This window comes from Ectothiorhodospiraceae bacterium BW-2 (assembly GCA_008375315.1).
Classification (GTDB): domain Bacteria; phylum Pseudomonadota; class Gammaproteobacteria; order Thiohalomonadales; family Thiohalomonadaceae; genus BW-2.
Genome location: CP032507.1, coordinates 133626 through 157792, shown reverse-complemented (window position 1 = coordinate 157792; position 24167 = coordinate 133626). Strand labels below are relative to the sequence as shown.

Below are 24167 nucleotides of genomic sequence, written 5' to 3'. Positions count from 1 at the left end.
GAACGCGTGTTGACTGAGCCGAATTTAGATCAGCGTCATCTTTGTCGGATGGACCGAATAGTCGAGTCCCAGCGCATCCAGAACTGGACGTTGATGGGGTTCGATGCGGGTGGTTTTGCGCAGATGAATGGTGCGATTATCTTCACGCTTGACGGTGACACTCACCCGCTGACGATTGGCAAACAGCTGTCGCAGGGATGTCCAGCTCGCATGAATGTCGTGTGCTTTGAGTTGATGTCGCAGCGTATGCACGAGATGGTAACCGAGCAGGGTGATGAAGAGGTGGCCCTCGAGGCGATCGGCTGTATGGTGATAGACGGGGCGCATCCCCAGTTCGCTTTTCAGGCTGCGAAAGACCGCTTCGAGGTCGGTGAGCAGGATATAGGTCTGCCACAGCTTGGCAGCATCCCAATCGAGTAAATCGGTGCGCAGACAGTAGACGCCGGGATGGCTGGCCGCTGAGTCGGCGGCATCGTTGAGAGACCAGGTGATGGCCGTGGCTTTGCCCTCTTGTTCGCTGACGCTAATGGTATAGCGGGCGGCTGCACGGGAATACTTCTGTTTGAGCCGACCAATCCGCTCATGGATTTTCTCGCTGCTTTTGGTGCAACGGGGTTTAGATAGTCCCTCATTAAGGGCGGTTAACCCCGCTTCAAAGCGTTGCGCAATGCTATCCAGAATCGCCTGCTCTTTCAGTTCTCGCGCTTCGGAGTGGCAGTAGAGTTTGACTTCCCCCCGCTCGCCATCCTCAACCCGCTGCGCGCGTACGCAATTGCCGGGGCTCTCTTTGATCAGCGTGGCCTGGGTCTCATCAAACTCTCGATGGGGTTGACGGCTCACGACAATATAGTGGTAACCGGCACCTTTCAGCCACTGTAGATTCTTCTCACTGGCAATGCCGGCATCCATAATAACAGTACTGTGTGGCGAGGCTTCCAGCTCAGTGAGCAGACCCTCCAGGGTGGAGGGTTCGCTGACATTACCGGCAAAGTGGCGTGAACAGCGCGGAAAGCCACTGCTATCGAGTACCAGACCGAGGGTAACGAGCGGGCAGTCACTGCGCCGCTCCTTGGAGCGCCCACGCTGTGCCAGTTCGGAGTCGGGCGCTCCTTCAAAGAAGGTATTGGTCAAGTCATAGAGGGCGATAGTCTCCTTCAGATCGAAAAGCGTCTGCTCCCGCTGCCAGAGATGGGCCTCCAGTGCCGCTTTGTGTTTCCAGAGCAGGTCGCTGGCTTGATAGAGGCGATCATGCCCCATGGCGTCAAAGTCATAACCGATGAGCTCGCCCAGTCCACTCTGCTGCTGGAGCCAGTGATAGGTGGCCCACTCGCTGGCAGGAGAAGCCATGCGCCCAACGATATTGCCAATGGCTGCGGCCAGTTCATGACGGTTAAAGCCAAGCTCTTGCAGTTTATCAATCAGTTTCAGCTGTTGCAGCGCATGCAGAGCCAACTGTTCAATGCCAACCTGACGAGGCCGGCTTAGCTCCAGAGAGTCCATATCGACCGATTGCCAGGTGTGCGGCGGTAACGGTTCGCCGTAACCGGTTTGCTGTAGTTTGTTGCTCAACTGCTGGGCGGTCTGCTCCAGGGCGGTTGGCAGTGCCAGGGTGAGAAAATCGCCCTGTGCGTTCAACAGTTGCTCAATGCGGGCGGTCAGAAGCGGCCATTGCGCCGACTCTACACTAAAGTGGCGACCCAAATTGAGCAGGGTCTGTTGCTTGACCTTGCCGGCCACACGGGTGGATTCCACCAGTCGATAGGTGAAGTAGGGCTCACCGGAGCCGTGGCTTTTAATCGTAGTGCGACGAATATACATACTGACAGTGTAGCTGCAAAATGGGGGATTGCAAGCCTATCCGTCACATTATGGCACTACGATTTATTTTCAAAACTCAAGTAATTGATTTAATTAAAATCGCATATCGGGTTCCCGATATATTTTGGGGATTTTGGTCGGATTTGACGAAAGATGGGCTGACAAAGGGCATTCTTTTCATCATCAAAGGGAAGCAACAATTTGATGTCGACAACCCCCATACCTAAAAAGATCTTATGCTCATCATTCCTGGCATCATCGGCAAAGAAAGGCGAGATGATCTCAAGGTGCCAGTTATTGTATTGTGCCAAAGGACTTGGCGTACGTGACAGGAACTCGCTGAAGCTTCGATGGTTATCTGGAAAGCTAAGGCCGTAGTAGTAGGTCGGCTCGACACTGTTGCCGCCGCTACAGGCATCGAGAAACTGCTCGATAACGTCAATGGCCGTTGGGCCATCTGTCGGCACAAATGCACGGTGACCTTTCAGAAAGACAATATCTTCTAGCAGGATGTTGATAAATTTTCGTCTTACCTTTCCGCGAGACACCTCCACCCAGTACTGGCATTCCCTGAGTGTCAAGATACCCTGAGACCACCCCTGATGAGAAATGAATGTAGAATCAGGGGGGCAACAGAGGAGATACACGATGCCCAAAGATACTACCGTTTTACCCTCCAACGAGGTTACCGACCCCGATGAAGAGAAGCGCTCCTACCGCAAATTTAGTGAGGAAGAGAAGCTTCGGATCCTAGCAGAAGCAGAGCAGTGCAAGGAGCCGGGTCAGCTAGGCGAGCTGCTGCGCAAAGAGCAGATCTACAGCTCCCATCTGACCAAATGGCGCCGACAACTGCAAGCACAGGGGCAGGCTGGCCTGAAAGGGAAACAGAGTGGTCGCAAACCGAGCCTAGACAAGCGAGATAAGGAGATAGAGCGTTTAAAGAAGGAAATTCAGCGTCTTAGCCAACGGTTACAGCAGACCGAAGGGGTGATTGCGCTCCAAAAAAAAGCCTTCAGCTTATTGGAGCAGATGAACACAGAGATAAGCTTATGAGATTAGTTGAAAAAGAGTGCCCCAGTTCGGTGAGCATAAGAGCCGCTTGCGATAGCCTAGCGCTCTCGCGTGCAGGCTACTACCGCCGACAGGCTCCGGTTGTCTCCCCCCGAGCGAGCCTTCCAAGACCCGTCGCAGCCAATGCGCTGAGTGAGGCAGAGAGGCAAGCCGTTCTGGGGCTTTTGAACAGCGAACGATTCTATGACCAACCTCCGGCAGAGATCTATGCTAGCCTGCTGGATGAAGGGAAATATTACTGTTCAATCAGTACGATGTATCGGATCCTTCGTGCTAATCAACAGACGGGAGAGCGGCGAGCTCAAAAACCGGCCAAATCACACGCTATCCCCCGATTACGGGCGACCCGCCCGAATGAGGTTTGGACATGGGATATCACTAAGCTTCCCACCACAGAGCAGGGTAACTTCTTGAATCTCTATGTGGTGATGGATCTCTACAGCCGTTTTATTGTGGCTTGGATGGTCTCAAGGAAGGAGAATAGTGAGCTCTCCAAGCTGTTAATCAGTGACGCAGCGGCTCGCTATCGGGTCGCGCTCAGTGGCTTAACACTGCATCAGGATAGAGGTGTGCCGATGACCGCCAGAGGCTATCTCGACTTGATGGCCGAACTGGGGATCACCTGCTCCCACAGCCGTCCACGAGTCAGTAACGACAATCCGTTTAGCGAGAGTCAATTTAAAACACTCAAGCAACAACCCGATTATCCTCAACGATTGACAGGAGTTGACCATGCCAGAATATGGTTTAGTGACTATGTTGACTGGTACTGTTTCCACCACCACCATCGAGGGATTGCGTGGTTCACTCCAGAGCAGGTATTTACCGGTCGTTACAAGGAGGTTAGCGAGCAGCGTGAACAGGCGCTGAAGCAGGCCTATCAGCAGCATCCGAAACGCTTTATTCATGGTGAGCCCAAGGTTAAGCAACCCCCTACTGAGGTATGGATTAACCCCGCTCTACCGGAGGAGGGGGTGGGGTCGCTGGAGGTCAACTATCCAACCCTGAATAGAGCGAAGGAGAGATGAGTGACGGTGCCGCTAGTGGGTCTATCGTCGATGGCTTTAGCCGGTTGTGGTGGCTGAATGACAGAGCGTTATCCATAGCCCGCCCCCCGGAGACCCCCTTATTATCGTAGGGGGGCGGGCTGTGGGTAACGCGGTGCAGGAGGGAGGTTCCTAGATTAGGGGTTGCAGTTCGCCTTGCAGCTCCCCCTTGCTGAAGGGCTTGGCTCTTGCGGCAAAGGGCCATGAGGGTCATGTTCGCTCCTTGTTGCGTCATGACTCAACATAGGCGAAATTTGCCGGTGAGGGCAGTGGCAATCACCGGCTAGATTTAGAGCTTTATTTTTTTAACAACTGGTCTCAAATTGCTTGACAGCTTCCGGACCCTTTCGTCTGCCGAATAAGGCATCTCCTGGCTCAGTAGTAGTGGTATTACTTCAAGCTCGAAGAAGTCAGTCTCAAAGGTGTATGTGGTGAACAGCGCTGCAAGCACCTGACGATCATCAATCAGTTCAAGCAGTCGTTCTGTTATAACGGCGCTGTCCATTAGGCTTTACCCAAATTCTGATGTGCAATTTTAACGAAGGAACCGATAAAGTAGTCGTAGTCCCATTTCTGCTCCAGCTCCTCCTGCTGGCGAAGCTCCGCTTTTTCACTCTTCACCTTCACCCGCAAGGTATCACCCGATTCCAGCTCGACCCAGGGTGCCCCACTGCGCTGCTGCATGACCGATTTATTCAGTGAAAGAACCTCGCTCACTACGCGCCTGCTATCATTATGTTGAAACGCCTCCAAGATCGAGCGCAATGTATCCCTTCTGGGAAAGTCTGTATCAGGAACATTCTTAGGAAGGTAGGCATAGCTATAATGCCCATCAAGCGTTTTGAAGATCGAATCAAGATGCTCACCGTCCTTGCGACGGCAATAGTGAAAGATATTGTTTGCGGCAACTAGGATGCGCTCAATAGACATAATCTCGTGGAGTGATTGCGTAAGTTCTGCACTGGGTTTGGTTTTAAGAACCTCAGAGACAAAGTCTGCAGTTTCCCCAATAGTCTCCCCCTTATCCCTGTAAAGCTGCTTGGTGATATGCCACAACTCGTTCTGAATTGCATGAGGATCACTGCCGGACATCAGTGCATTGAGTAGTGGCTGCTGCACACTCTGATGGTGAATCGCCTTCATAAAAGTTGGAGCGATCTGCTCCAGCTGCCCTCTATCCAAAGTTTTGTTTAATCCGATCAATTTGTACAGTTCTTCACTGGCCTCTCCAAGCTGTTTCACGATGGCATCTGCAATTGATCTCCCCAGTGGGGTTACAGCACGGTTATTCCCCTCGACAAGTCCCGTATCACGGGCCGCAGTCGAATAGAGACCCCAGAGGCCATAACTTGCCTGGTCGCTCAATATCTGCTGTTCCATACCGAGGCCCAGCGTGAGCTTGAAGGACTCATCCAGGATACGCTTCTGTACCCGTGTCACACCCATGATATCCTGTGCTTTACCCAGATAACGGATATAGCCAGTCAACTGTTCGTAGCGTAGGAATATTTCCCTTATCTTCTTGTGCCGTTCACATTCTTCCTCGACTGTCACCAGTTGATTAGCCCATAAGAACCCAAGCAGTGCTACTGCAAAGTTATCCATTGAGGAAGTGATGGTAGTGAGATTTCCAATCACCTTACGACCAAAGTGTGACCAAACTAGCTCAAAACCAAGTGGATCTCTTGAGCCTTTAGGCTTGGCTCTATTATCAAGTAGGGATAAAAAAGGCATTAGAAACTCCTCACATATTTTGTTGGATTGTCGTCCTTAAAAGTCAAACGCTTGTTTTTCAAACCCGTCAATCTGGGTGAAGATAGTTTGCAGGCCGTAGAAGATTGGCATTTTTGGATCCAAAAAGGGTATAAATTCTGATTCTGTTAATCAATACCAAAATTAGATATCATATGGGTATCCCATCACAACCCACTACCACGCCACACCCGACGCTCCACACACTGTTTAATCACTGCCTCACTACCGGCAAAGAGGGTAAATCCCTCTTTAGCCCGGGTCAGAGCGGTATAGAACAGCTCCTGGGTCAATACCGGACTCTCTTTAGGCGGCAGCAGCAGCGCACAGTGGTTAAACTCAGATCCCTGCGACTTATGCACCGTTAGCGCATAACTACTCTCCACCTCACCTAATCGTCCCGGCAGCACCCACTTAATCGTATTGTGGCACTCCCCGTCACCCACAGTTTTAAAGGCCACCCTTAACTCGCCGGCACGATTCAGTAGCGTCAGACCGACATCGCCATTCATCACACCGAGGGCATAGTTATTACGCAGTACCATGACAGGGCGACCGACAAACCACTCCGAAGCCCCACTCACGCCGCACTCGGCCTTGGCCCAGCCACTAATCCGCCGGTTTAGCGCACTTACCCCCCACTCGCCCTGGCGTAACGCACACAGCAGTTGAAACCGGCTCAACTGCTGTAAAAGAGCCAGTGCCCGCTCATCGTCACACCGCTCAGTCGGATCGATTCGGGCTAAAAACGGTTTCAGCTGCGTCATAATCTGCCGTCTTAGCTGTGGATCACCCGGATCAGTAGGCTGAACCCAGTGGATCGGGCTATCGGGTAACTGTTGCGCCTGCCGTAACTGAGCTAGCACCGTCTCCCCCTCCCCCCGGTTGACCGCTATCGCCAGCTCGCCAATCGCTCCGGTAAAGCGGTAGCTGTGGCGCAGCATCACCGTGGCCTGATTCATCGCACTCCCCTCCCCTTGCCACGGGGTTAAAGTGCTATCGCTAAAAGGTTGCAGTTGCGCTATCGTCACCGCGCTATAGTTGCCCGCCTCCGCGCCACGGCAGAGATCGCCTAATACCGCTCCCGCCTCAACTGAGGCGAGTTGATCTTTATCGCCCAACAAAATCAGCCGCGCCGTCGGTTTTAGTGCCGCCATCAGTGCCGCCATTAACTCCAAATCGACCATCGAGGCTTCATCCACCACAATCACATCCTCCACCAGTGGCCGACCGGCATGGTGACGAAAGCTGTGGTGGTGCAGTTTAACCCCCAGCAGCCGGTGCAGTGTCTGTGCCTGTCGCGGCAGCGAGTCGGCCCAGCCTGCAGGGAGCTGTGCTAACGCCCCGGCCATCGACTCATTGAGCCGCGCAGCCGCTTTACCGGTCGGCGCGGCCAGAGCGATATGCAGCGGTTTGTCAGCCAGCTGCTGTAGTGCGGCAAGCAGGCGGGTTACCGTGGTCGTTTTACCGGTGCCGGGGCCACCGGTGACAATCATAAAGCGCCGCTGCAGTGCCAGCACCACAGCGAGCTTTTGCCAGTCAGGGGCGGACTCTTCCCCCTGCGGCTGAAACAGTTGCGCCAGGGTGGCGTTGAGCTTATCGTGGTCAACCGGTTCAGCATTGGTCAAACGCTGCCCGATTTGAGTGCGAATCAGCGCCTCAGCCCGATAGAGCCGGGTCAGATAGCAGCGCTCCCCCGCCAGCGTTAACGGTGCTTCCCCTTGTGTGCTACACCAGCGACTTTTGAGTAGCTGCTGTTGTAACGACTCCGGCGTGACCCCCTGTAGTAACTGTGATGGCAACGGATTAACTTCACTGCCCGTGACCCCTAACAGCGCATCGGGCTGCCCGGATAGCAGCGTCAGACTCACAGAGCTGTGCCCTTCGCCGTAGAGGGCGCTCACGATTGCAGTGGTAAGCCAGACTAACGGCTCTGGCTCCGGGGCTAAGTGATCCAGAGTGTAGAGCAGTTCCAGGTCAAGTTGGCGTAGCACGCCCTGTTTTACCCAGTCAGCCAGGTGCTGTTGCAGTTGTGGTAGTGCGTTCATGCGGCTCTCCCCTGTTGAAACATCTGATCCAGCGCCGTAATCAGCGTTAGCGGGATATCGAGCTGAATCTGCCCCGCCTCAGGCGCACGAATAAACCAGTAGAGCGCCCCGCCGAGATAGCGCTGCGGCTCATCCAAATAGCCGGGCTGACGCTGGGTGAGCAGCCGGTGCAGCGCTAGCAGATAGAGGACAGCCTGCACCTCATAACGGTGGTGCAGTAGCGCCTGTTTGACCGCGTCGGTGGTATAGTAGGTCTCATCGGGGCCGAGCCAGTTCGATTTATAGTCAGCGACCCGGTAGCGCCCGTCGGCAGCCAGATAGGTTAAGTCGATAAACCCCTTGAGCATGCCATTGAGTTGGGTCGGTTTGAGTGCCGGACGGGCCAGCTCCGGCCAGATGGCTTGGGTAATCATCTGATCTAACTGACTCACCTCAACCTGCTTGACCTCCAGCCAGAACTCCATCTCCGCTATCGATTGTGGCAATGTCGCCAGGGTGCCACCGCGTTGTAACGGCGTCTGTAGCATCTGCTGTAGCCACTGCTGAATCACCGGCGTCTGCTTCTCCCAACCGTGGTCGCGTAGCCGCTGCTCAATAACGGCGTGATTGGCGTCACTATAGGGGTCAAAGGTTGCCCACCCTTGTCGCTGACTCCACTCTAAGAGATCGTGTAGCAGTGAGCCCGGCTTCGCCCCTTTGGCAAAGGCGTGTATCGTGTCAAGCTTTGGTTGACCCGACGACTTCTGTCCCATCTCCGATCCCAGCTCATCGCTACGGCGATCGGCCAGCTCATCGCCACCACTGCCGCCATGCTGCAGGGCGGAGTAGCTGGCAATCCACCAGTTTGAGCGTCGGATCGGTTGGGTTAAGGTGAGCGCTGCCCCCGTTGGGGTCTCTGTCTCCAAAGCCTCACTTAAGGTTGCATCTTTGGGCCTCAGGCGCTGCCAGTTAAGCGGTTGACACGCCTGCGCCATCTCTGCGGCCGTGCTCTGCGGCTTAAGCTGCAGCAGATGGCCAATCGCACTCTGGGCGGTATGATTTTTGGGTGATGTACCCGACAGCAGTGGCGCTAAACCGAGCCAGCAGGCGTGCCGCGCCCGGGTCAAGGCGACATAGAGCAGGCGAATATCCTCCTGCTGCTGCGCTAACAGCGCCACTGTTTTAGTCGCGTCGGTTAGCTCAATATCGTAGACACTCTGCTGCCATCGGTCGCTGTAGTAGCGTCCCGAATCGCCCTTTTTAAGGATGCGGCTGTTGCAGATAAAGGGCAGAAACACCAGCGGATACTCCAACCCCTTCGATTTATGAATCGTCACCACTTTAATGAGCGCCGCATCGCTCTCCAGCCGCAGCTGCTGCTCCCCCTCTCCGCCACTGGCCTGCTGTCGCTGCTCTTCAAACCAGCGCAGCAGGCCGGTGAGGCTACGCCGCATTTGGCTCTCCTGCTGTAACAGCTCAGCCAGATGGAGCAGATTGGTCAAACTGCGCTCGCCATAGCGCGGTTCGGCCAGCCAGCGCTGCGGCAGTGCCATATAGTGCAGCCAGTGGCGCAGCATCGCTAACACACCCTGGTTCTGCCATAGCTGTTGCCAGCCACGCAGCGCTTCGGTCATCGCCTCCCACGCCTGCTCCTCCTGCGTTAGCCGGAGCAGTTCGACATCACTGCGCATCGATAGCGGTAGCATTAACGCCAGCCGTAACAGCGACTCCTCATCGGGGTTATGGCACGCCTGAAGCCAGCTCTGTAGTAGCTCGGCTTCATCACTATCAAACACAGAGTTGCGCTCCGACAGATAGACCGAGCGCAATCCGCGCTGCTGTAGCGCCTGACGGATGGCGTTCGCTTCATTGCGATCGCGTACCAAAATCGCCATATCGCCCGCCTGTAGCCGGGTAAAGCTCTCCCCCTGATAAAACCCACACTGCGGCTCGGATAGCAGTGCCGCAATTTCACCACTACAGTAGTCGGCCAGTAGCTGTTGATAGTCGGCTTTATTGATTAATCCGCTCCCCTTAACCTCTCTGTCAGCCGGATAGGGGGTATCGATAAGCCAGTAGTTAAGCGGCGCTAACGGCTGACCGCGATAACAGAGCTGCTCGCGACGGCCGTTCGCTTTAACCGGCTCAAACGGCAGTCGGTTCTGCCCCGCCTGTACAAAACGAAACGCACCGTCCGCTTGGGTCTGATCGGCTTGATCAAACAGTTGGTTCACCGCTGTCACCATCGGATCAGTTGAGCGGTAGTTGGTCTCAAGGTGGTAGTGGGCATCGGCCTGCTCTCTGGCGCTGAGATAGGTGTAGATATCGGCTCCGCGAAAGCTATAGATCGCCTGTTTGGGATCACCAACTAAAATCAGCGCAAGCTGCTGCTGTGCGGCATGGCCATAGATACGGTTAAAAATCTGCCACTGAATTTGATCGGTATCCTGAAACTCATCAATTAACGCCACCGGAAACTGCTGCCGAATCCCTTCCACCAGACGCTCTCCCCGCTCATCGAGCAGCACCTGCTGTAACCGGGTCAACATATCGTTAAAGGTCAGCACCCGCTCTGCCGTTTTACGCTGAATAAATTGGGCTTCAATCCAGCGCGCGGCGTGAACCCGTAGCTGCTGTGTCGCTTGTGGTAGCGGCGAGCCCTGTTCCAGTTGGTATAAGTCGTCCAATAGCTCAAATAGCCGGTGGGTCGGTGTCTCTTGCTGTTTAGCCTTTTTAGTTTTGTCGGTTAAATTTTGTTGGCAATATTTTTCCACCATTTTCGATGGCAATATCTGCTGTAGCGGTTGCCAGTCGAGTAATTGCTGCCGCTGCTGTGGCCAATCTTTAACTCTGAAGGAGTTACCATTTAAGACGCCCTTCTCCATAGCGCAATCCAATTTGGCCATCGCATCGGCCTTATCGACCTCAGCTAACTGCTGTAACACCGCCTGCTGCGCTGCCTGCCACTGCTCAACCGGCTGTTGTAAGGCTTGCGGTGCACAAGGTTCGGGCAGCAGCTCTTCGCCTATCACCGGCAACACACCCCGCTCCAGCAGTGGCTCTACCGCCTCAAACAGCGCTTCCGGGCTCTGCCAGGGGTTAACCGCCTGCAGCAGTGTCGGCGGCAGGGGGTAGAGGAAGTGGCGCCAGTAGTCACGACAAATCTGCATCAGCCGCTCATCGCTCTGCTGCTCCAGCGTTTCATCAAACGCGGCGCCTGAATCGAAGGCGTGTTCGGTCAGCATCCGCTGACACCAGCCGTGAATAGTAAAAATCGCCGCCTCATCCATCCACTCCGCTGCCAGTTCTAAGGTGGTGGCACAGCGCGGATGGTCAGCCGGCGGGTAGTCGGCCAAAAGTGCGCTAAAAAAGGGATCGGGTTGGCTCAGCTCACCCCGAAATAGCTGTGCCGCTTCGATTAGGCGATCACGAATCCGCTGACGGAGCTCTGCGGTAGCGGCATTGGTAAAAGTGACCACTAAAATTTGCGGTGGAGTCAGCGCCTGCGGTTGGCCGTTAGCCCCGCCATGGCCCAATATCAGCCGTACAAACAGCGCAGCCAGGGTATAGGTTTTACCGGTACCGGCACTCGCTTCAATCAGCCGTTTACCGTGTAACGGAAAGGTGATCGGACAGAGTTTTTTAGTCATGGTTATATCTCGCTATCGTGGCTATTGGCGGGGGCATCGTACCACTGCCATGCAGTTGCGGTTAACGGGCCGTAGAGTGCGGCGGCGGCTTGCGGTAAGCCTGCCTCAACCATCGCATCAAAGTCGCTAAAGTAGCGTCGCAGCTCCGGCGTTTCACTCAGCGCCCCCTCCTGCTGATAGCTGCCGTCAATCTCCTCCCGACTGCTCTTCTCATCCTGCTGCAGCCAGGCGATGGCACTTTTCAGGGTTAAGGGTAAGGGGGACTTGAGTCCACTCTGCCAGCAATGTAACACTCCATCGAGCTGTGTGCGGGCCGCTTCAGCGTTGATTGGGGGTAAACAGAGACACCCCCCCTCGCCATAGAGTCGGGTTGAGACTGCCACCCCCATCGCATTGGCGGCTAACTGCTGTAACCAGGTGGTGGCAAGAATATGCCAGCGCGGCTGTTCACTTTTATCCCCCGAACCTTCGGTCAGAATTTTCCCCCCACGCCACAACAGTTGTACTGCAGAGGCGCCACTGAGTTGATAGAGCGGTTCAACCGCGCCCACCAGTGTGCCTGTCGGTAGTGCAATATGGCACTCAACCCCCTCTCCCGGCTGCCACTGTCCGCCACAGTCGCTTAAAAAGTGGTGCCACAGCGGCGTTATCGCTGCAATAAGCGTCTGTCGGAGCTGCTCGCCAAAACCGTATAGTGGCAGATTTTGGCGGCTACAGTAGCCGGTAACCGCCTCCTCTACCGTCAAAAAATCGCGGCTTAGTAGCCGTGCCACAATCTCTTGCTGCAGCTGATACTGTTCAAGTCCGTCAAGCGAGAACGGCTCATCATCCGACATCGCGACCGACTGTCGGCGATAACGCGCCTTAAACTGGCTCTGCACAAAGTGGGTCACTGGGTGGCGCATAAAATCGGCCAGGGTGGTTAGAGTCAGCTCCGGCTGCTGCTCTGCGGTTAACGGGGGCAGCGGCTCACTCTCTTGCGCTGTAGCCGGTGGCAGTTGCCACTCATGCGCATAGGTGGTGACATCGCCACCAAAATAGCGGCGGGAGAAGGGTTGGAGCGGATGGGCTGTCGTCAGATAAGGCAGCGGTCGCTCGCTGCCAATGCGCCACCCCTTATCGATTTGGTCACGCAGCTGGCTAATCAGTACACTCGGTGGCTGGGGGGTATCGTCGTACACACTGCGCCCGATCCAACTAATATAGAGCGCTTCGCGGGTGCTGAGCAGCGCCTCTAAAAAGAGGTAGCGATCGTCATCCCGCCGCGAGCGATCGCCGGGACGGTAGCGCCCGGCCATCAGATCAAAATCATCGGGGCGACGGGTACGCGGATACTCTTTATCGTTCATCCCCAGCATATAGATGCGTCGAAACGGAATCGCCCGCATCGGCAGCAGGGTGGAGAAGGTGACATGGCCGGCCATAAAGCGTTGACTCAGCCCGCTCTCATCTATCCCGCTTAACCAGCTATCGCGCACCACCGCCAGGGTGAGCGGTTGGTCAAAGCCACCGGCATCACAGCTTTGACGCAGCCCAGCTAAGGCGTGTTGTAGCCGCAGCTGGAGCGCCTGCTCGCTGAGACTCTCCATCGTAAAGAAGCTCTCCAGCAGTCCGGGTGTCTCCTCACTGCCCCCTAACAGCGCTTGCCAGTCGGTGAGCCGGCGCATCGGTTCAGCGGTTAAACGCTGCTGCCAGAGTTCGAGTTGCCGCATGAGTGCTAGTAGCGTGCCCAGCTCTGCAGCCGCCAGACCCGATACTTCGCCGTAGGGGGTGACACCCTGCCAGGCCTCAGTCTCGCCCATGGCATAGCCCACCACCATCCGCTCCATACCGGCGGCCCAGCTGTAGGGGTGACCCATGGCGGCTAACTCCAGTTGACGCCGGTGCGCTTCACTCAGCCCCCACCGCACGCCGGACTCCTCCAGCCAAACCTTTAACTGCACTAACGCGGCGGCATTGAAACCAAAGCGGCGCTGCAGCGCTTCAACCTCCAATAGCGATAACACTTCACTGAGCGTCACCCGCTGCTGCGGCAGGTTAAGCAGGTATTCCACCGCAATCAGCAGCGGATTGTGGCCCCGCTGCCTCTGGTCGGCCAGAGTATAGCCGATATAGCGCGGGTCATCGCGGTTAATCCGGCCAAACACCGCTTCAATATGGGCGCTATAGCTGTGAATGTCGGGCATCATCACCATGCAGTCGCGCGGCTGTAGGGTGGGGTCAGAAGCTAAATCGGCGATGAGTCGGTCCTGCAGAATTTCGACTTCGCGTTGGCGTGAATGAGCCTGATGAAAGGTGATCGACCGATCAGATAGGTCGAGTGAACGGGGAGGTGTCGGAACCGGCCGCAGCTCGAGAATATCGCGCTGCAGCTGCTGTAACAGGGTGCCCTCCCCCTCCGGCAGCTCTTCATCAAACAGATCAATCTGGCTAAACCAGTCGCGATAGCGCTCGGGTTGGTCAAACTGCTGCAGATAGCTGATGTAGTCTCGCCCCTGTCGCCCGAGTGAGGCGAGCAGTGGCGGGGCATGGACATGAAGCAGATCCGGATCGATCTGCTGCGGTAGCCCCGCTTTACGCTGCTGTCGCCACTGCTGCTGGCGAATCTCATCTTTGAGCAGGGTAATATCACCCCAGTAGTAGCGACAGGGGTTGAGGATGGCCATAATCACCTGGCGGTGTGCTGCCAGTGCCGCTAGCAGCTCAACACTCTGCTGCGGCAGAGCGGCGATACCAAACACAATCAGGCGCTCCGGCAGCGCTGCCGGGTTGGCAATATCGCCCGCCTGCAGCGCTTGAAGCGCCTGCTGATGCACATCGGCGCGACTGGAGAAGCGTTGTGGCGACTCCCGCTGTGCCATATCTTGCCGCAGCGCGCGCCACAGTGCCGGCTGCCACAGCTGGGCAGACGGTACAGGGGGATTAGCGCCTTTGCCATCGGGCAGAGTATCCTCCCCCTGACTCCAGCTATTTAACCAGTCAGCCCGGTAGACCTGATATTGGTCAAACAGGTCGGCCAGGCGTAGGGCTAAATAGTACGATTTAAGCCCCTGTTCATCGTCAGCCAGATAGCGCCGCACCGGTTCAAAAATCGCCTCCTGCTGTAGCTGCGGCAGCAGGTGCAGGATGCGCCAACTGAGGTTGTTTTTATCGTAAGGCAGATGTTTTGGCACCACATCGCCCAAAATGGCGCGATAGAGCTGCCAGATAAATTGGTTCGGTAGCTCAATTTCAATCCCGGCTGCGACGCCCGGTCCCCCTTCATCGCGGCTCGCCAGCGCCATCTTGAGCCATTGGGCAATACCGTTCGATTGTACCAATATCGTCTCAAGCCCCAGTGGCGAGACCGGCTGTTGTGTCAGCCACTGAATCACCACCCGACGTAGCTGTTCGGTATCGTTGCTGTAGATGATGGCTAGTCCGGGAGTTGGGAGAGAGGTTGTTGTCGGTTGCATCAGTTAGTGCCTTGGTGGGAATTTGTGTTTAGGGTGAGTGGGGAGGATTATTACATAAAGCGGATAAAATTTGGTCAACGTGACGGTATCGGGCAATCTCTTTTTTTCTATCCCACCACAGGTAGTCATCCAGCTCTCTTCTGTTGATAAGCGGCTGATCGTCACTCTCTATTACACACACGATATGGCTGTTATAAGCCGCATTGTAGTCCGCTTGAGGACATCGCTCGACCTTTACTGCCCGCATGCTGAGCTCTTCATACAGCTCTCTAATCGCCGCGCATAGGGGTTGCTCTTTGCGTTCCACTTTGCCGCCCGGTAAAGAGTAGCTTTTCTTGCCCCGATCCCGTACTAAAAGAACTTTTTCATCATGTTGAATGATGACAGTCGCTCTGCGGCGCAACGGTTTTACTTTCCCACCCAAAAAATCATTAATGTTATGAGGTCCAACTAAGGGCGCATTCAGCTCTCCTTTAAGAGCCACACATGGTGCTGAAAAACCATCAGGTGAGTGTTCTATCCATGGCTCATCAAAACCGAAATCTTTTCCCGGTTTTAATCCCCAATTTTTTAAATCACCAACAATTAGTTCCATATCAAACTCATTCATAGCGCCAAAGCGTACTAAAAAGCCATCATGCCATATACCACCAGACAAACAAGCTTCATTAAGAGCTGGTTCGCCCCCAGGAAAAACTTTAATTAACTTTTTATACAACACAAACACGTTAATACATTCCATTAATACTGGCATCACCATCTCTCATTGTCAAAAACCAAAAGGTATAAATCGCATTTCATGAAGACAATTGAATTGCATGAGTTAACATCAATAAAGACATTTGGCCTGATTGCTTTAAACATCAATCGAAGTCAAAAAATTACGAAAAATCACATCAACAATTTCTATAGACGAGTTCAGTCGATGATCTCCGGGGATTAGATGTAATATACTATTAGCCGCCTTGGCAAATTTGATCGAATTTTCCGGAGGGATGATATCATCAGACCAACCATGCACAATCTCAACAGGAGAGCGGGTAGTATAGTTTTGTTTATCATAACCAGACATATACAATGCTGGAGCAAGCAAGAAAACGCCTTTGGTATCGACACTTTCTGAAGCAACCAATGACACATAACCGCCCATACTTGATCCAACAAGAACAAAATCTCCACTAAGATTTTTCAACACATCCAATAATCGTTCAACTCTATCATCTGGGTCGGAAATATCAGAATAATCTATACTATCAACATCATAACCATGCATTGATGCCGTATTCGCAAGTCTTTTAATCTTGCTACCCCAGGGTCCGCTCTCTTTGCCATGCGAAAATATTATTTTCATATCGTTCAAAATCTCCTCCCGTACATAAAAATACCAATAACATCAACACCCATCTGATTAAAATAAAACCACATAGCTTGATTAAGGAACAATTACTATCAAATAATAGATATAAGAGTATGCTCAAATATTACCACAACAAGCTCATTTATCCTATGCAAAACTATCCACCTGTCAGATTATAACTCGGTTCGTCATTCAGCTGTAACGTTTACAGCGAGGCCACAACGCCCCTCTATTGGCTTCATTATACCCTCTTGTGCATCTTAGTAAATGCGACAATATCTTCAATCAGACACTATATGTCGCACTGAACGCCACCCCTTGAGCATTGCTGGGTATTGACCACAGCCATGCTGTTGCAGCAGCCTATACCCTCAGTTAGATAAAACGGCTCTCAGTAGATGAGATGGCTTATCGAAGGAATGCGAGGCATTCCAGTATCCATTGCACTGAACTTTTCTGTCTCAATACTTTAAAGCATTGATCAATGGCGTCGGTGCAGCTTTGTTGAATTCGAAAACCATATGAATTTTCGTCAGCTAACGTTTCTGCTACCGGTTGTAGTGCTTGCATATACAGTGCCTGACGGGCTCTGTCATCCATGCAAGGGATACTCAGCGGACGCTGTTTGCCATTTTTCTTCGGAATATAGATCCGTTTCAGTGGTTTTGGATGGTAACCTGTCCAGTGTTTAAGAGTCTTTATCGCTTTGTATTTGATTGTGGGTTTATTCCAGAGTTCTTGATCTATGCCCGGTGTTCGCTTACCGGAATTTTCTGTAACTATTCTTACCGCTAATGCTCTGGCGGTAAATGAGTTAACAAGCAGATAGCTTAGGCGTTGACACCCCACCGTTACCAGCGACGCATCCCCAATCGGGAACAGGTGACACCACACCATGCCGGAAGCTGTCAAGCAATTTGAGACCAGTTGTTAAAAAAATAAAGCTCTAAATCTAGCCGGTGATTGCCACTGCCCTCACCGGCAAATTTCGCCTATGTTGAGTCATGACGCAACAAGGAGCGAACATGACCCTCATGGCCCTTTGCCGCAAGAGCCAAGCCCTTCAGCAAGGGGGAGCTGCAAGGCGAACTGCAACCCCTAATCTAGGAACCTCCCTCCTGCACCGCGTTACCCACAGCCCGCCCCCCTACGATAATAAGGGGGTCTCCGGGGGGCGGGCTATGGATAACGCTCTGTCATTCAGCCACCACAACCGGCTAAAGCCATCGACGATAGACCCACTAGCGGCACCGTCACTCATCTCTCCTTCGCTCTATTCAGGGTTGGATAGTTGACCTCCAGCGACCCCACCCCCTCCTCCGGTAGAGCGGGGTTAATCCATACCTCAGTAGGGGGTTGCTTAACCTTGGGCTCACCATGAATAAAGCGTTTCGGATGCTGCTGATAGGCCTGCTTCAGCGCCTGTTCACGCTGCTCGCTAACCTCCTTGTAACGACCGGTAAATACCTGCTCTGGAGTGAACCACGCAATCCCTCGATGGTGGTGGTGGAAACAGTACCAGTCAACATAGTCACTAAACCATATTCTGGCATGGTCAACTCCTGTCAATCGTTGAGGATAATCGGGTTGTTGCTTGAGTGTTTTAAATTGACTCTCGCTAAACGGATTGTCGTTACTGACTCGTGGACGGCTGTGGGAGCAGGTGATCCCCAGTTCGGCCATCAAGTCGAGATAGCCTCTGGCGGTCATCGGCACACCTCTATCCTGATGCAGTGTTAAGCCACTGAGCGCGACCCGATAGCGAGCCGCTGCGTCACTGATTAACAGCTTGGAGAGCTCACTATTCTCCTTCCTTGAGACCATCCAAGCCACAATAAAACGGCTGTAGAGATCCATCACCACATAGAGATTCAAGAAGTTACCCTGCTCTGTGGTGGGAAGCTTAGTGATATCCCATGTCCAAACCTCATTCGGGCGGGTCGCCCGTAATCGGGGGATAGCGTGTGATTTGGCCGGTTTTTGAGCTCGCCGCTCTCCCGTCTGTTGATTAGCACGAAGGATCCGATACATCGTACTGATTGAACAGTAATATTTCCCTTCATCCAGCAGGCTAGCATAGATCTCTGCCGGAGGTTGGTCATAGAATCGTTCGCTGTTCAAAAGCCCCAGAACGGCTTGCCTCTCTGCCTCACTCAGCGCATTGGCTGCGACGGGTCTTGGAAGGCTCGCTCGGGGGGAGACAACCGGAGCCTGTCGGCGGTAGTAGCCTGCACGCGAGAGCGCTAGGCTATCGCAAGCGGCTCTTATGCTCACCGAACTGGGGCACTCTTTTTCAACTAATCTCATAAGCTTATCTCTGTGTTCATCTGCTCCAATAAGCTGAAGGCTTTTTTTTGGAGCGCAATCACCCCTTCGGTCTGCTGTAACCGTTGGCTAAGACGCTGAATTTCCTTCTTTAAACGCTCTATCTCCTTATCTCGCTTGTCTAGGCTCGGTTTGCGACCACTCTGTTTCCCTTTCAGGCCAGCCTGCCCCTGTGCTTGCAGTTGTCGGCGCCATTTGGTCAGATGGGAGCTGTAGATCTGCTCTTTGCGCAGCAGCTCGCCTAGCTGACCCGGCTCCTTGCACTGCTCTGCTTCTGCTAGGATCCGAAGCTTCTCTTCCTCACTAAATTTGCGGTAGGAGCGCTTCTCTTCATCGGGGTCGGTAACCTCGTTGGAGGGTAAAACGGTAGTATCTTTGGGCATCGTGTATCTCCTCTGTTGCCCCCCTGATTCTACATTCATTTCTCATCAGGGGTGGTCTCAGGGTATCTTGACACTCAGGGTGGGTAACGCGGTGCAGGAGGGAGGTTCCTAGATTAGGGGTTGCAGTTCGCCTTGCAGCTCCCCCTTGCTGAAGGGCTTGGCTCTTGCGGCAAAGGGCCATGAGGGTCATGTTCGCTCCTTGTTGCGTCATGACTCAACATAGGCGAAATTTGCCGGTGAGGGCAGTGGCAATCACCGGCTAGATTTAGAGCTTTATTTTTTTAACAACTGGTCTCAAATTGCTTGACAGCTTCCGACGGTAATTGCGCAGACAATGTCTGCGTAATCTTTGCTATATCGAATTCCTCAGACAATGTTTGAGGTTTGTGGGAAAGAGATTGGTTAGACACTGCCTGGCTAATTTGTCGGTAACCAGAAATCCCAGACAGTGTTTGGGATTTTTTTTCTATTGATGGCGCATAGGTCAAATAGAACTTCCGCATGTATTCCAGATTACTGCGAGAATAGCCTCTTCCAAACTCCTCTGTTAATTCTGCCGATAGTTCCTTTAGGGTTGCTTTCCCATAATCTGCCCGTTCTTGACCGCTTTGCTCTTCGAAGACAATCCGCATACCAATCAGATAATTGGATATAACTTGAAGAGAGTTCACACTTCTCCGTGTAAGTGATCGAGCCTGCGAGATAATCTCTCGAATATCACCTACCAATCCACCAAAACTCACTTCCGTGTGTTCTGTGTTTTCTGTGTGTTCCGTGGTTTTACCCAATTTGCGTTTATTCGTGGCCATTTATTCTACAGCCTCTGGTTTCTGATAGCTTCCGCGAGCACGCGAGCGCAGCTTGCTTCCACGTCGGGTTTGAATGCCTTTGTCGTTTTCAGACCTTCCCGTTTTTCTGCGAGATAGTCCGCCATTTTTGCCAGCAAGGCTTTGTTCGGAAGATAGTTCGGGCAGTTTTCCATCAAGTGAAGCAGCACATCATCCACTTCCATCTCTTTGGAAAGTTCAAACAAGGCATAAAGCAGCGCTCTAAGAGGAGTTCCTGCAATTTCAGCATCGCCCGACATCATTGCGCTTTTGAATTCCGCTGACAGTTTCAGACGTGCCGAGTTGGCCTTGGACGCCCTGAGTGTCAAGATACCCTGAGACCACCCCTGATGAGAAATGAATGTAGAATCAGGGGGGCAACAGAGGAGATACACGATGCCCAAAGATACTACCGTTTTACCCTCCAACGAGGTTACCGACCCCGATGAAGAGAAGCGCTCCTACCGCAAATTTAGTGAGGAAGAGAAGCTTCGGATCCTAGCAGAAGCAGAGCAGTGCAAGGAGCCGGGTCAGCTAGGCGAGCTGCTGCGCAAAGAGCAGATCTACAGCTCCCATCTGACCAAATGGCGCCGACAACTGCAAGCACAGGGGCAGGCTGGCCTGAAAGGGAAACAGAGTGGTCGCAAACCGAGCCTAGACAAGCGAGATAAGGAGATAGAGCGTTTAAAGAAGGAAATTCAGCGTCTTAGCCAACGGTTACAGCAGACCGAAGGGGTGATTGCGCTCCAAAAAAAAGCCTTCAGCTTATTGGAGCAGATGAACACAGAGATAAGCTTATGAGATTAGTTGAAAAAGAGTGCCCCAGTTCGGTGAGCATAAGAGCCGCTTGCGATAGCCTAGCGCTCTCGCGTGCAGGCTACTACCGCCGACAGGCTCCGGTTGTCTCCCCCCGAGCGAGCCTTCCAAGACCCGTCGCAGCCAATGCGCTGAGTGAGGCAGAGAGGCAAGCCGTTCTGGGGCTTTTGAACAGCGAACGATTCTATGACCAACCTCCGGCAGAGATCTATGCTAGCCTGCTGGATGAAGGGAAATATTACTGTTCAATCAGTACGATGTATCGGATCCTTCGTGCTAATCAACAGACGGGAGAGCGGCGAGCTCAAAAACCGGCCAAATCACACGCTATCCCCCGATTACGGGCGACCCGCCCGAATGAGGTTTGGACATGGGATATCACTAAGCTTCCCACCACAGAGCAGGGTAACTTCTTGAATCTCTATGTGGTGATGGATCTCTACAGCCGTTTTATTGTGGCTTGGATGGTCTCAAGGAAGGAGAATAGTGAGCTCTCCAAGCTGTTAATCAGTGACGCAGCGGCTCGCTATCGGGTCGCGCTCAGTGGCTTAACACTGCATCAGGATAGAGGTGTGCCGATGACCGCCAGAGGCTATCTCGACTTGATGGCCGAACTGGGGATCACCTGCTCCCACAGCCGTCCACGAGTCAGTAACGACAATCCGTTTAGCGAGAGTCAATTTAAAACACTCAAGCAACAACCCGATTATCCTCAACGATTTACAGGAGTTGACCATGCCAGAATATGGTTTAGTGACTATGTTGACTGGTACTGTTTCCACCACCACCATCGAGGGATTGCGTGGTTCACTCCAGAGCAGGTATTTACCGGTCGTTACAAGGAGGTTAGCGAGCAGCGTGAACAGGCGCTGAAGCAGGCCTATCAGCAGCATCCGAAACGCTTTATTCATGGTGAGCCCAAGGTTAAGCAACCCCCTACTGAGGTATGGATTAACCCCGCTCTACCGGAGGAGGGGGTGGGGTCGCTGGAGGTCAACTATCCAACCCTGAATAGAGCGAAGGAGAGATGAGTGACGGTGCCGCTAGTGGGTCTATCGTCGATGGCTTTAGCCGGTTGTGGTGGCTGAATGACAGAGCGTTATCCATAGCCCGCCCCCGGAGACCCCCTTATTATCGTAGGGGGGCGGGCTGTGGGTAACGCGGTGCAGGAGGGAGGTTCCTAGATTAGGGGTTGCAGTTCGCCTTGCAGCTCCCCCTTGCTGAAGGGCTTGGCTCTTGCGGCAAAGGGCCATGAGGGTCATGTTCGCTCCTTGTTGCGTCATGACTCAACATAGGCGAAATTTGCCGGTGAGGGCAGTGGCAATCACCGGCTAGATTTAGAGCTTTATTTTTTTAACAACTGGTCTCAAATTACTTGACAGCTTCCGGTGGCGCTATACGGGCGGGAAAAATTTCCAGCACTATAATCCTGCCTTTTGGATGGGTGACTTCATGAAAATGAAAATCAGAGGTTGGGGTAATTCGATGAGCTAACCAAATCTGCAATGGCTGATTGCCTTTGCCTTTCGCGGTAGCAGGCGAAAAATCGGTGCCTGTTACTTCATGAGTCACATCATCAATCCCCCAAACCATCCAAGCGCGCTCTTTTCCCTCCAGAGCAGCACTGTTGGCGAGTGCCGAAATGTATTGAGCGATATCATTGGCATCATCCCAGTTACGCTTAAATTCAACACATGCCATCTCATGAGGGAGATAGCGAAGCTGATTAACCCATTCAACCAGTTGCGAAGTGTCCAACTTTACAAACTCCGCAGATGTTTCAACCCACCCTGTTGCAAGATGGCGGCAAGGTTGGTTTTGGCAATATCATCGGCAAAGGCGCTGTCACGGAAGAAGCATTGCGGTTCGGTTTCGGGAGCCAGCTCTTGATGCCAGTCAATGATTGCTTGGGCGAGGGGTTCGATGTCGCTGGCGTGAATCTGCTCGCTGAGGCAGGCGAACAGTACGCCGTAGCCGATGCTGTGCAGGGTGTGGTTGCCGAGGGTGCGCTGTTCGATGGGGACGGTCAGCTCAACCCCGCGCTTGAGCAGCAGTTCGTAGAGAATATCCTGCTCGCTGCGGTCTTGATAGAGATGCTGTTCATGTTCGCGCAGGGCGGTTTCGATATCGGTGGGGTGCGGGTTCCACGGGCGGATATTGCTGGAGTCGAGTTTGAACACTTTGAAGCCGAGATCGCCGTTGTAGTCGGGGTGTTCGCTGCGGATTTTGGCAGCGGCGCGGCGAATGCGCTCTTTGCCGATGTCGGCGATGGTGGCGTAACTCCGCGCCACCTTCAATCGCGGGTAGATCATATTGAGCCAGTTGGTGTGATACCGACCCGAAGTTTCGCTATTGGAACTCAGTTTTAGCCCATCTTCACCCTTTTGGCCGGTGTAGCGCAGATAGGTATCGAGGTTATCCTGATAGTTATCGGGGTAGATAAACTCTTTGCCGGTGTTATAGGGCGGGTCGATGTAGATCATCTTCACCTTATTGGCGTAGCTCTTTTGTAGCAGTTTGAGCACCTCCAGATTATCGCCTTCGATAAACAGGTTTTGGGTGGTCTCCCAATCGACACTCTCTTCAGGGCAAGGGCGCAGGGTGGCGTTAGAGGGGGTTAGCGCAATTTGCCGCGCCCGCTTTTTACCGTGCCAGTTAAGGCCGTACTTCTCTTCGCCTTCGGTTAATACCGTGCTATCGCCCAATAACTGCCGCAGTACCGCAAAATCGATCTTGCCCTCGCTAAAGGCTTCGGGAAATAGAGTTTTGAGTGCCTCAAGGTTGTCGGTCACGCCATCGGGGCTGGTCAGTTCTTCGGCGGTTAAGCGGTTTAGGGTGGGCTTATCACTGCTCATTGTGGCTCCTGTAGGATTTGAATCTGTTGTGCGAATTCGGTATTGAGACTGCGAAGCTGGCCATTGAGGGCAATTTGCCGGCTCATCTGCCGCTCCTGCTTCAGTTTTTTGCGCAGTGTCGTCTGCTGTTTGGCGAGTTGATCGAGCTGATTAACCGCCTGCCAACGCTGTTGTGGATTTGTATGGTTGGGTTGGTAGTCGCCGCTATGGCGAGCGGCATGATAGGCGATCAGGTGGTTAATGATGCTGTCGGGCGGCAGGTTAAGAGCGGCTTCAAACTGGTGTAGGGAGGCGATCATTTATAAATACCACCTCTGGATCCCAGCTTCATCACCAGCACTCATAGCTTTTGATTCTCAACGCGATAAATCAAGCGATATTGACCGACCCGTAAACGATAGTAATCGTTTTCGCCCACCATCGGTTTAATATCCAGTTGTGGATGGTGGTAGGGATCAATCGCAAGTAGATCCATCTTCTCTGCGATGTTCTGCCGGTAATTTTTTGGCAGTGATAACAGATATTTTTTGACCTGTTTATGAACCTGTATCGAATACATCGTTAGAGTTGCTGCTTCACGCTGTCCCATGATTCAAAATCACTGCTATCGTTTTGTGCTAATTGATGCTCTATCGCTGCCAGTTGTTGTTTCTCCTCAGTGCTTAGTTGGTCAAAATCATCCAACAGGTGATAGTCCTGTTTGGGCAGTGTTTGTAAAAAATGGATCACCTGTTGATAGGCTTGGTCATTGAGTTCTACCGATAGGGTTTTCATCGTTATACTCC

The 24167-nt window shown here is 53.2% G+C and carries 22 protein-coding genes and 1 pseudogene; 4 read left to right on the top strand and 19 right to left on the bottom strand.

The features are described from left to right. Positions 1 to 24: 24 nt before the first annotated feature. Both D5085_00635 and D5085_00630 read right to left on the bottom strand, forming a co-directional pair. Positions 25 to 1818 carry an IS1634 family transposase gene (locus D5085_00635; GenBank protein QEP41780.1) on the bottom strand — a complete coding sequence of 598 codons (1794 nt, stop codon included), beginning with the start codon at positions 1816 to 1818 and terminating at the stop codon, positions 25 to 27. A gap of 89 nt (positions 1819 to 1907) precedes the next feature. Beyond that, a complete protein-coding gene (locus tag D5085_00630; GenBank protein QEP41779.1) occupies positions 1908 to 2366 on the bottom strand; it encodes a hypothetical protein in 459 nt (152 codons plus the stop codon). A gap of 61 nt (positions 2367 to 2427) precedes the next feature. Between D5085_00630 and D5085_00625 the strand changes: the two genes are divergently transcribed. Together D5085_00625 and D5085_00620 are read left to right on the top strand one after the other, a co-directional pair. After that, positions 2428 to 2871 (top strand): hypothetical protein, encoded by a 444-nt coding sequence (locus D5085_00625; protein QEP41778.1) that lies wholly within the window; start codon positions 2428 to 2430, stop codon positions 2869 to 2871. Continuing rightward, positions 2868 to 3917 carry an IS3 family transposase gene (locus D5085_00620; GenBank protein ID QEP41777.1) on the top strand — a complete coding sequence of 350 codons (1050 nt, stop codon included), beginning with the start codon at positions 2868 to 2870 and terminating at the stop codon, positions 3915 to 3917. Before D5085_00625 ends, D5085_00620 begins: the two co-directional genes overlap by 4 nt. 307 nt (positions 3918 to 4224) lie before the next feature. Here D5085_00620 and D5085_00615 read toward each other — a convergent pair whose 3' ends face one another. The 12 genes and pseudogenes from D5085_00615 to D5085_00560 form a co-directional block, all read right to left on the bottom strand. Next, the gene (locus tag D5085_00615; protein ID QEP41776.1) at positions 4225 to 4440 is read right to left on the bottom strand and encodes a hypothetical protein; all 216 of its coding nucleotides are present in this window, start codon (positions 4438 to 4440) and stop codon (positions 4225 to 4227) included. Beyond that, positions 4440 to 5669 (bottom strand): hypothetical protein, encoded by a 1230-nt coding sequence (locus tag D5085_00610; GenBank protein ID QEP41775.1) that lies wholly within the window; start codon positions 5667 to 5669, stop codon positions 4440 to 4442. The genes D5085_00615 and D5085_00610 overlap by 1 nt, the downstream gene beginning before the upstream one ends. A 185-nt stretch (positions 5670 to 5854) precedes the next feature. After that, positions 5855 to 7735 carry an exodeoxyribonuclease V subunit alpha gene (recD, locus tag D5085_00605; GenBank protein ID QEP41774.1) on the bottom strand — a complete coding sequence of 627 codons (1881 nt, stop codon included), beginning with the start codon at positions 7733 to 7735 and terminating at the stop codon, positions 5855 to 5857. Beyond that, positions 7732 to 11364 (bottom strand): exodeoxyribonuclease V subunit beta, encoded by a 3633-nt coding sequence (recB, locus tag D5085_00600; GenBank protein QEP41773.1) that lies wholly within the window; start codon positions 11362 to 11364, stop codon positions 7732 to 7734. The genes recD and recB overlap by 4 nt, the downstream gene beginning before the upstream one ends. A 2-nt stretch (positions 11365 to 11366) precedes the next feature. Continuing rightward, positions 11367 to 14819, bottom strand: a complete 3453-nt coding sequence (gene recC / locus D5085_00595; protein ID QEP41772.1) for an exodeoxyribonuclease V subunit gamma — start codon at positions 14817 to 14819, stop codon at positions 11367 to 11369. Between the two features lie 28 nt (positions 14820 to 14847). Continuing rightward, positions 14848 to 15579: an NUDIX domain-containing protein gene (locus D5085_00590; protein ID QEP41771.1), complete on the bottom strand. Its 732-nt coding sequence runs from the start codon at positions 15577 to 15579 to the stop codon at positions 14848 to 14850. A gap of 96 nt (positions 15580 to 15675) precedes the next feature. Beyond that, positions 15676 to 16170: an alpha/beta hydrolase gene (locus D5085_00585; protein ID QEP41770.1), complete on the bottom strand. Its 495-nt coding sequence runs from the start codon at positions 16168 to 16170 to the stop codon at positions 15676 to 15678. Positions 16171 to 16584: 414 nt separating this feature from the next. Then, a complete protein-coding gene (locus D5085_00580) occupies positions 16585 to 17073 on the bottom strand; it encodes a hypothetical protein (GenBank protein QEP41769.1) in 489 nt (162 codons plus the stop codon). A 360-nt stretch (positions 17074 to 17433) separates the two neighbouring features. Beyond that, a complete protein-coding gene (locus tag D5085_00575; GenBank protein QEP41768.1) occupies positions 17434 to 18483 on the bottom strand; it encodes an IS3 family transposase in 1050 nt (349 codons plus the stop codon). Then, complete coding sequence (locus D5085_00570) at positions 18480 to 18923, bottom strand: hypothetical protein (protein QEP41767.1); 444 nt, start codon at positions 18921 to 18923, stop codon at positions 18480 to 18482. The genes D5085_00575 and D5085_00570 overlap by 4 nt, the downstream gene beginning before the upstream one ends. A gap of 242 nt (positions 18924 to 19165) precedes the next feature. Beyond that, the gene (locus D5085_00565) at positions 19166 to 19693 is read right to left on the bottom strand and encodes a DUF1016 family protein (protein ID QEP41766.1); all 528 of its coding nucleotides are present in this window, start codon (positions 19691 to 19693) and stop codon (positions 19166 to 19168) included. A 5-nt stretch (positions 19694 to 19698) separates the two neighbouring features. Beyond that, positions 19699 to 20025, bottom strand: a pseudogene (locus D5085_00560) (DNA methylase). A 43-nt stretch (positions 20026 to 20068) separates the two neighbouring features. Between D5085_00560 and D5085_00555 the strand changes: the two are divergent. Continuing rightward, the gene (locus D5085_00555) at positions 20069 to 20512 is read left to right on the top strand and encodes a hypothetical protein (GenBank protein ID QEP41765.1); all 444 of its coding nucleotides are present in this window, start codon (positions 20069 to 20071) and stop codon (positions 20510 to 20512) included. Further along, on the top strand, positions 20509 to 21558 hold the full coding sequence (locus tag D5085_00550; GenBank protein ID QEP41764.1) for an IS3 family transposase: 1050 nt from the start codon (positions 20509 to 20511) through the stop codon (positions 21556 to 21558). Before D5085_00555 ends, D5085_00550 begins: the two co-directional genes overlap by 4 nt. Positions 21559 to 21898: 340 nt before the next feature. Here D5085_00550 and D5085_00545 read toward each other — a convergent pair whose 3' ends face one another. Genes D5085_00545 through D5085_00525 form a run of 5 tightly spaced genes read right to left on the bottom strand, consistent with a single transcriptional unit; the run spans position 21899 to position 24156 of the window. Further along, positions 21899 to 22285, bottom strand: coding sequence for an ATP-binding protein (locus tag D5085_00545; protein QEP41763.1), 387 nt, complete (start codon positions 22283 to 22285; stop codon positions 21899 to 21901). A 2-nt stretch (positions 22286 to 22287) separates the two neighbouring features. Next, complete coding sequence (locus tag D5085_00540) at positions 22288 to 23382, bottom strand: site-specific DNA-methyltransferase (protein QEP41762.1); 1095 nt, start codon at positions 23380 to 23382, stop codon at positions 22288 to 22290. Further along, positions 23379 to 23681 carry a DUF4391 family protein gene (locus D5085_00535; GenBank protein QEP41761.1) on the bottom strand — a complete coding sequence of 101 codons (303 nt, stop codon included), beginning with the start codon at positions 23679 to 23681 and terminating at the stop codon, positions 23379 to 23381. Before D5085_00535 ends, D5085_00540 begins: the two co-directional genes overlap by 4 nt. A gap of 41 nt (positions 23682 to 23722) precedes the next feature. Continuing rightward, complete coding sequence (locus tag D5085_00530; protein QEP41760.1) at positions 23723 to 23971, bottom strand: type II toxin-antitoxin system RelE/ParE family toxin; 249 nt, start codon at positions 23969 to 23971, stop codon at positions 23723 to 23725. After that, positions 23944 to 24156: a hypothetical protein gene (locus D5085_00525; protein QEP41759.1), complete on the bottom strand. Its 213-nt coding sequence runs from the start codon at positions 24154 to 24156 to the stop codon at positions 23944 to 23946. The genes D5085_00530 and D5085_00525 overlap by 28 nt, the downstream gene beginning before the upstream one ends. Positions 24157 to 24167 lie beyond the last annotated feature (11 nt).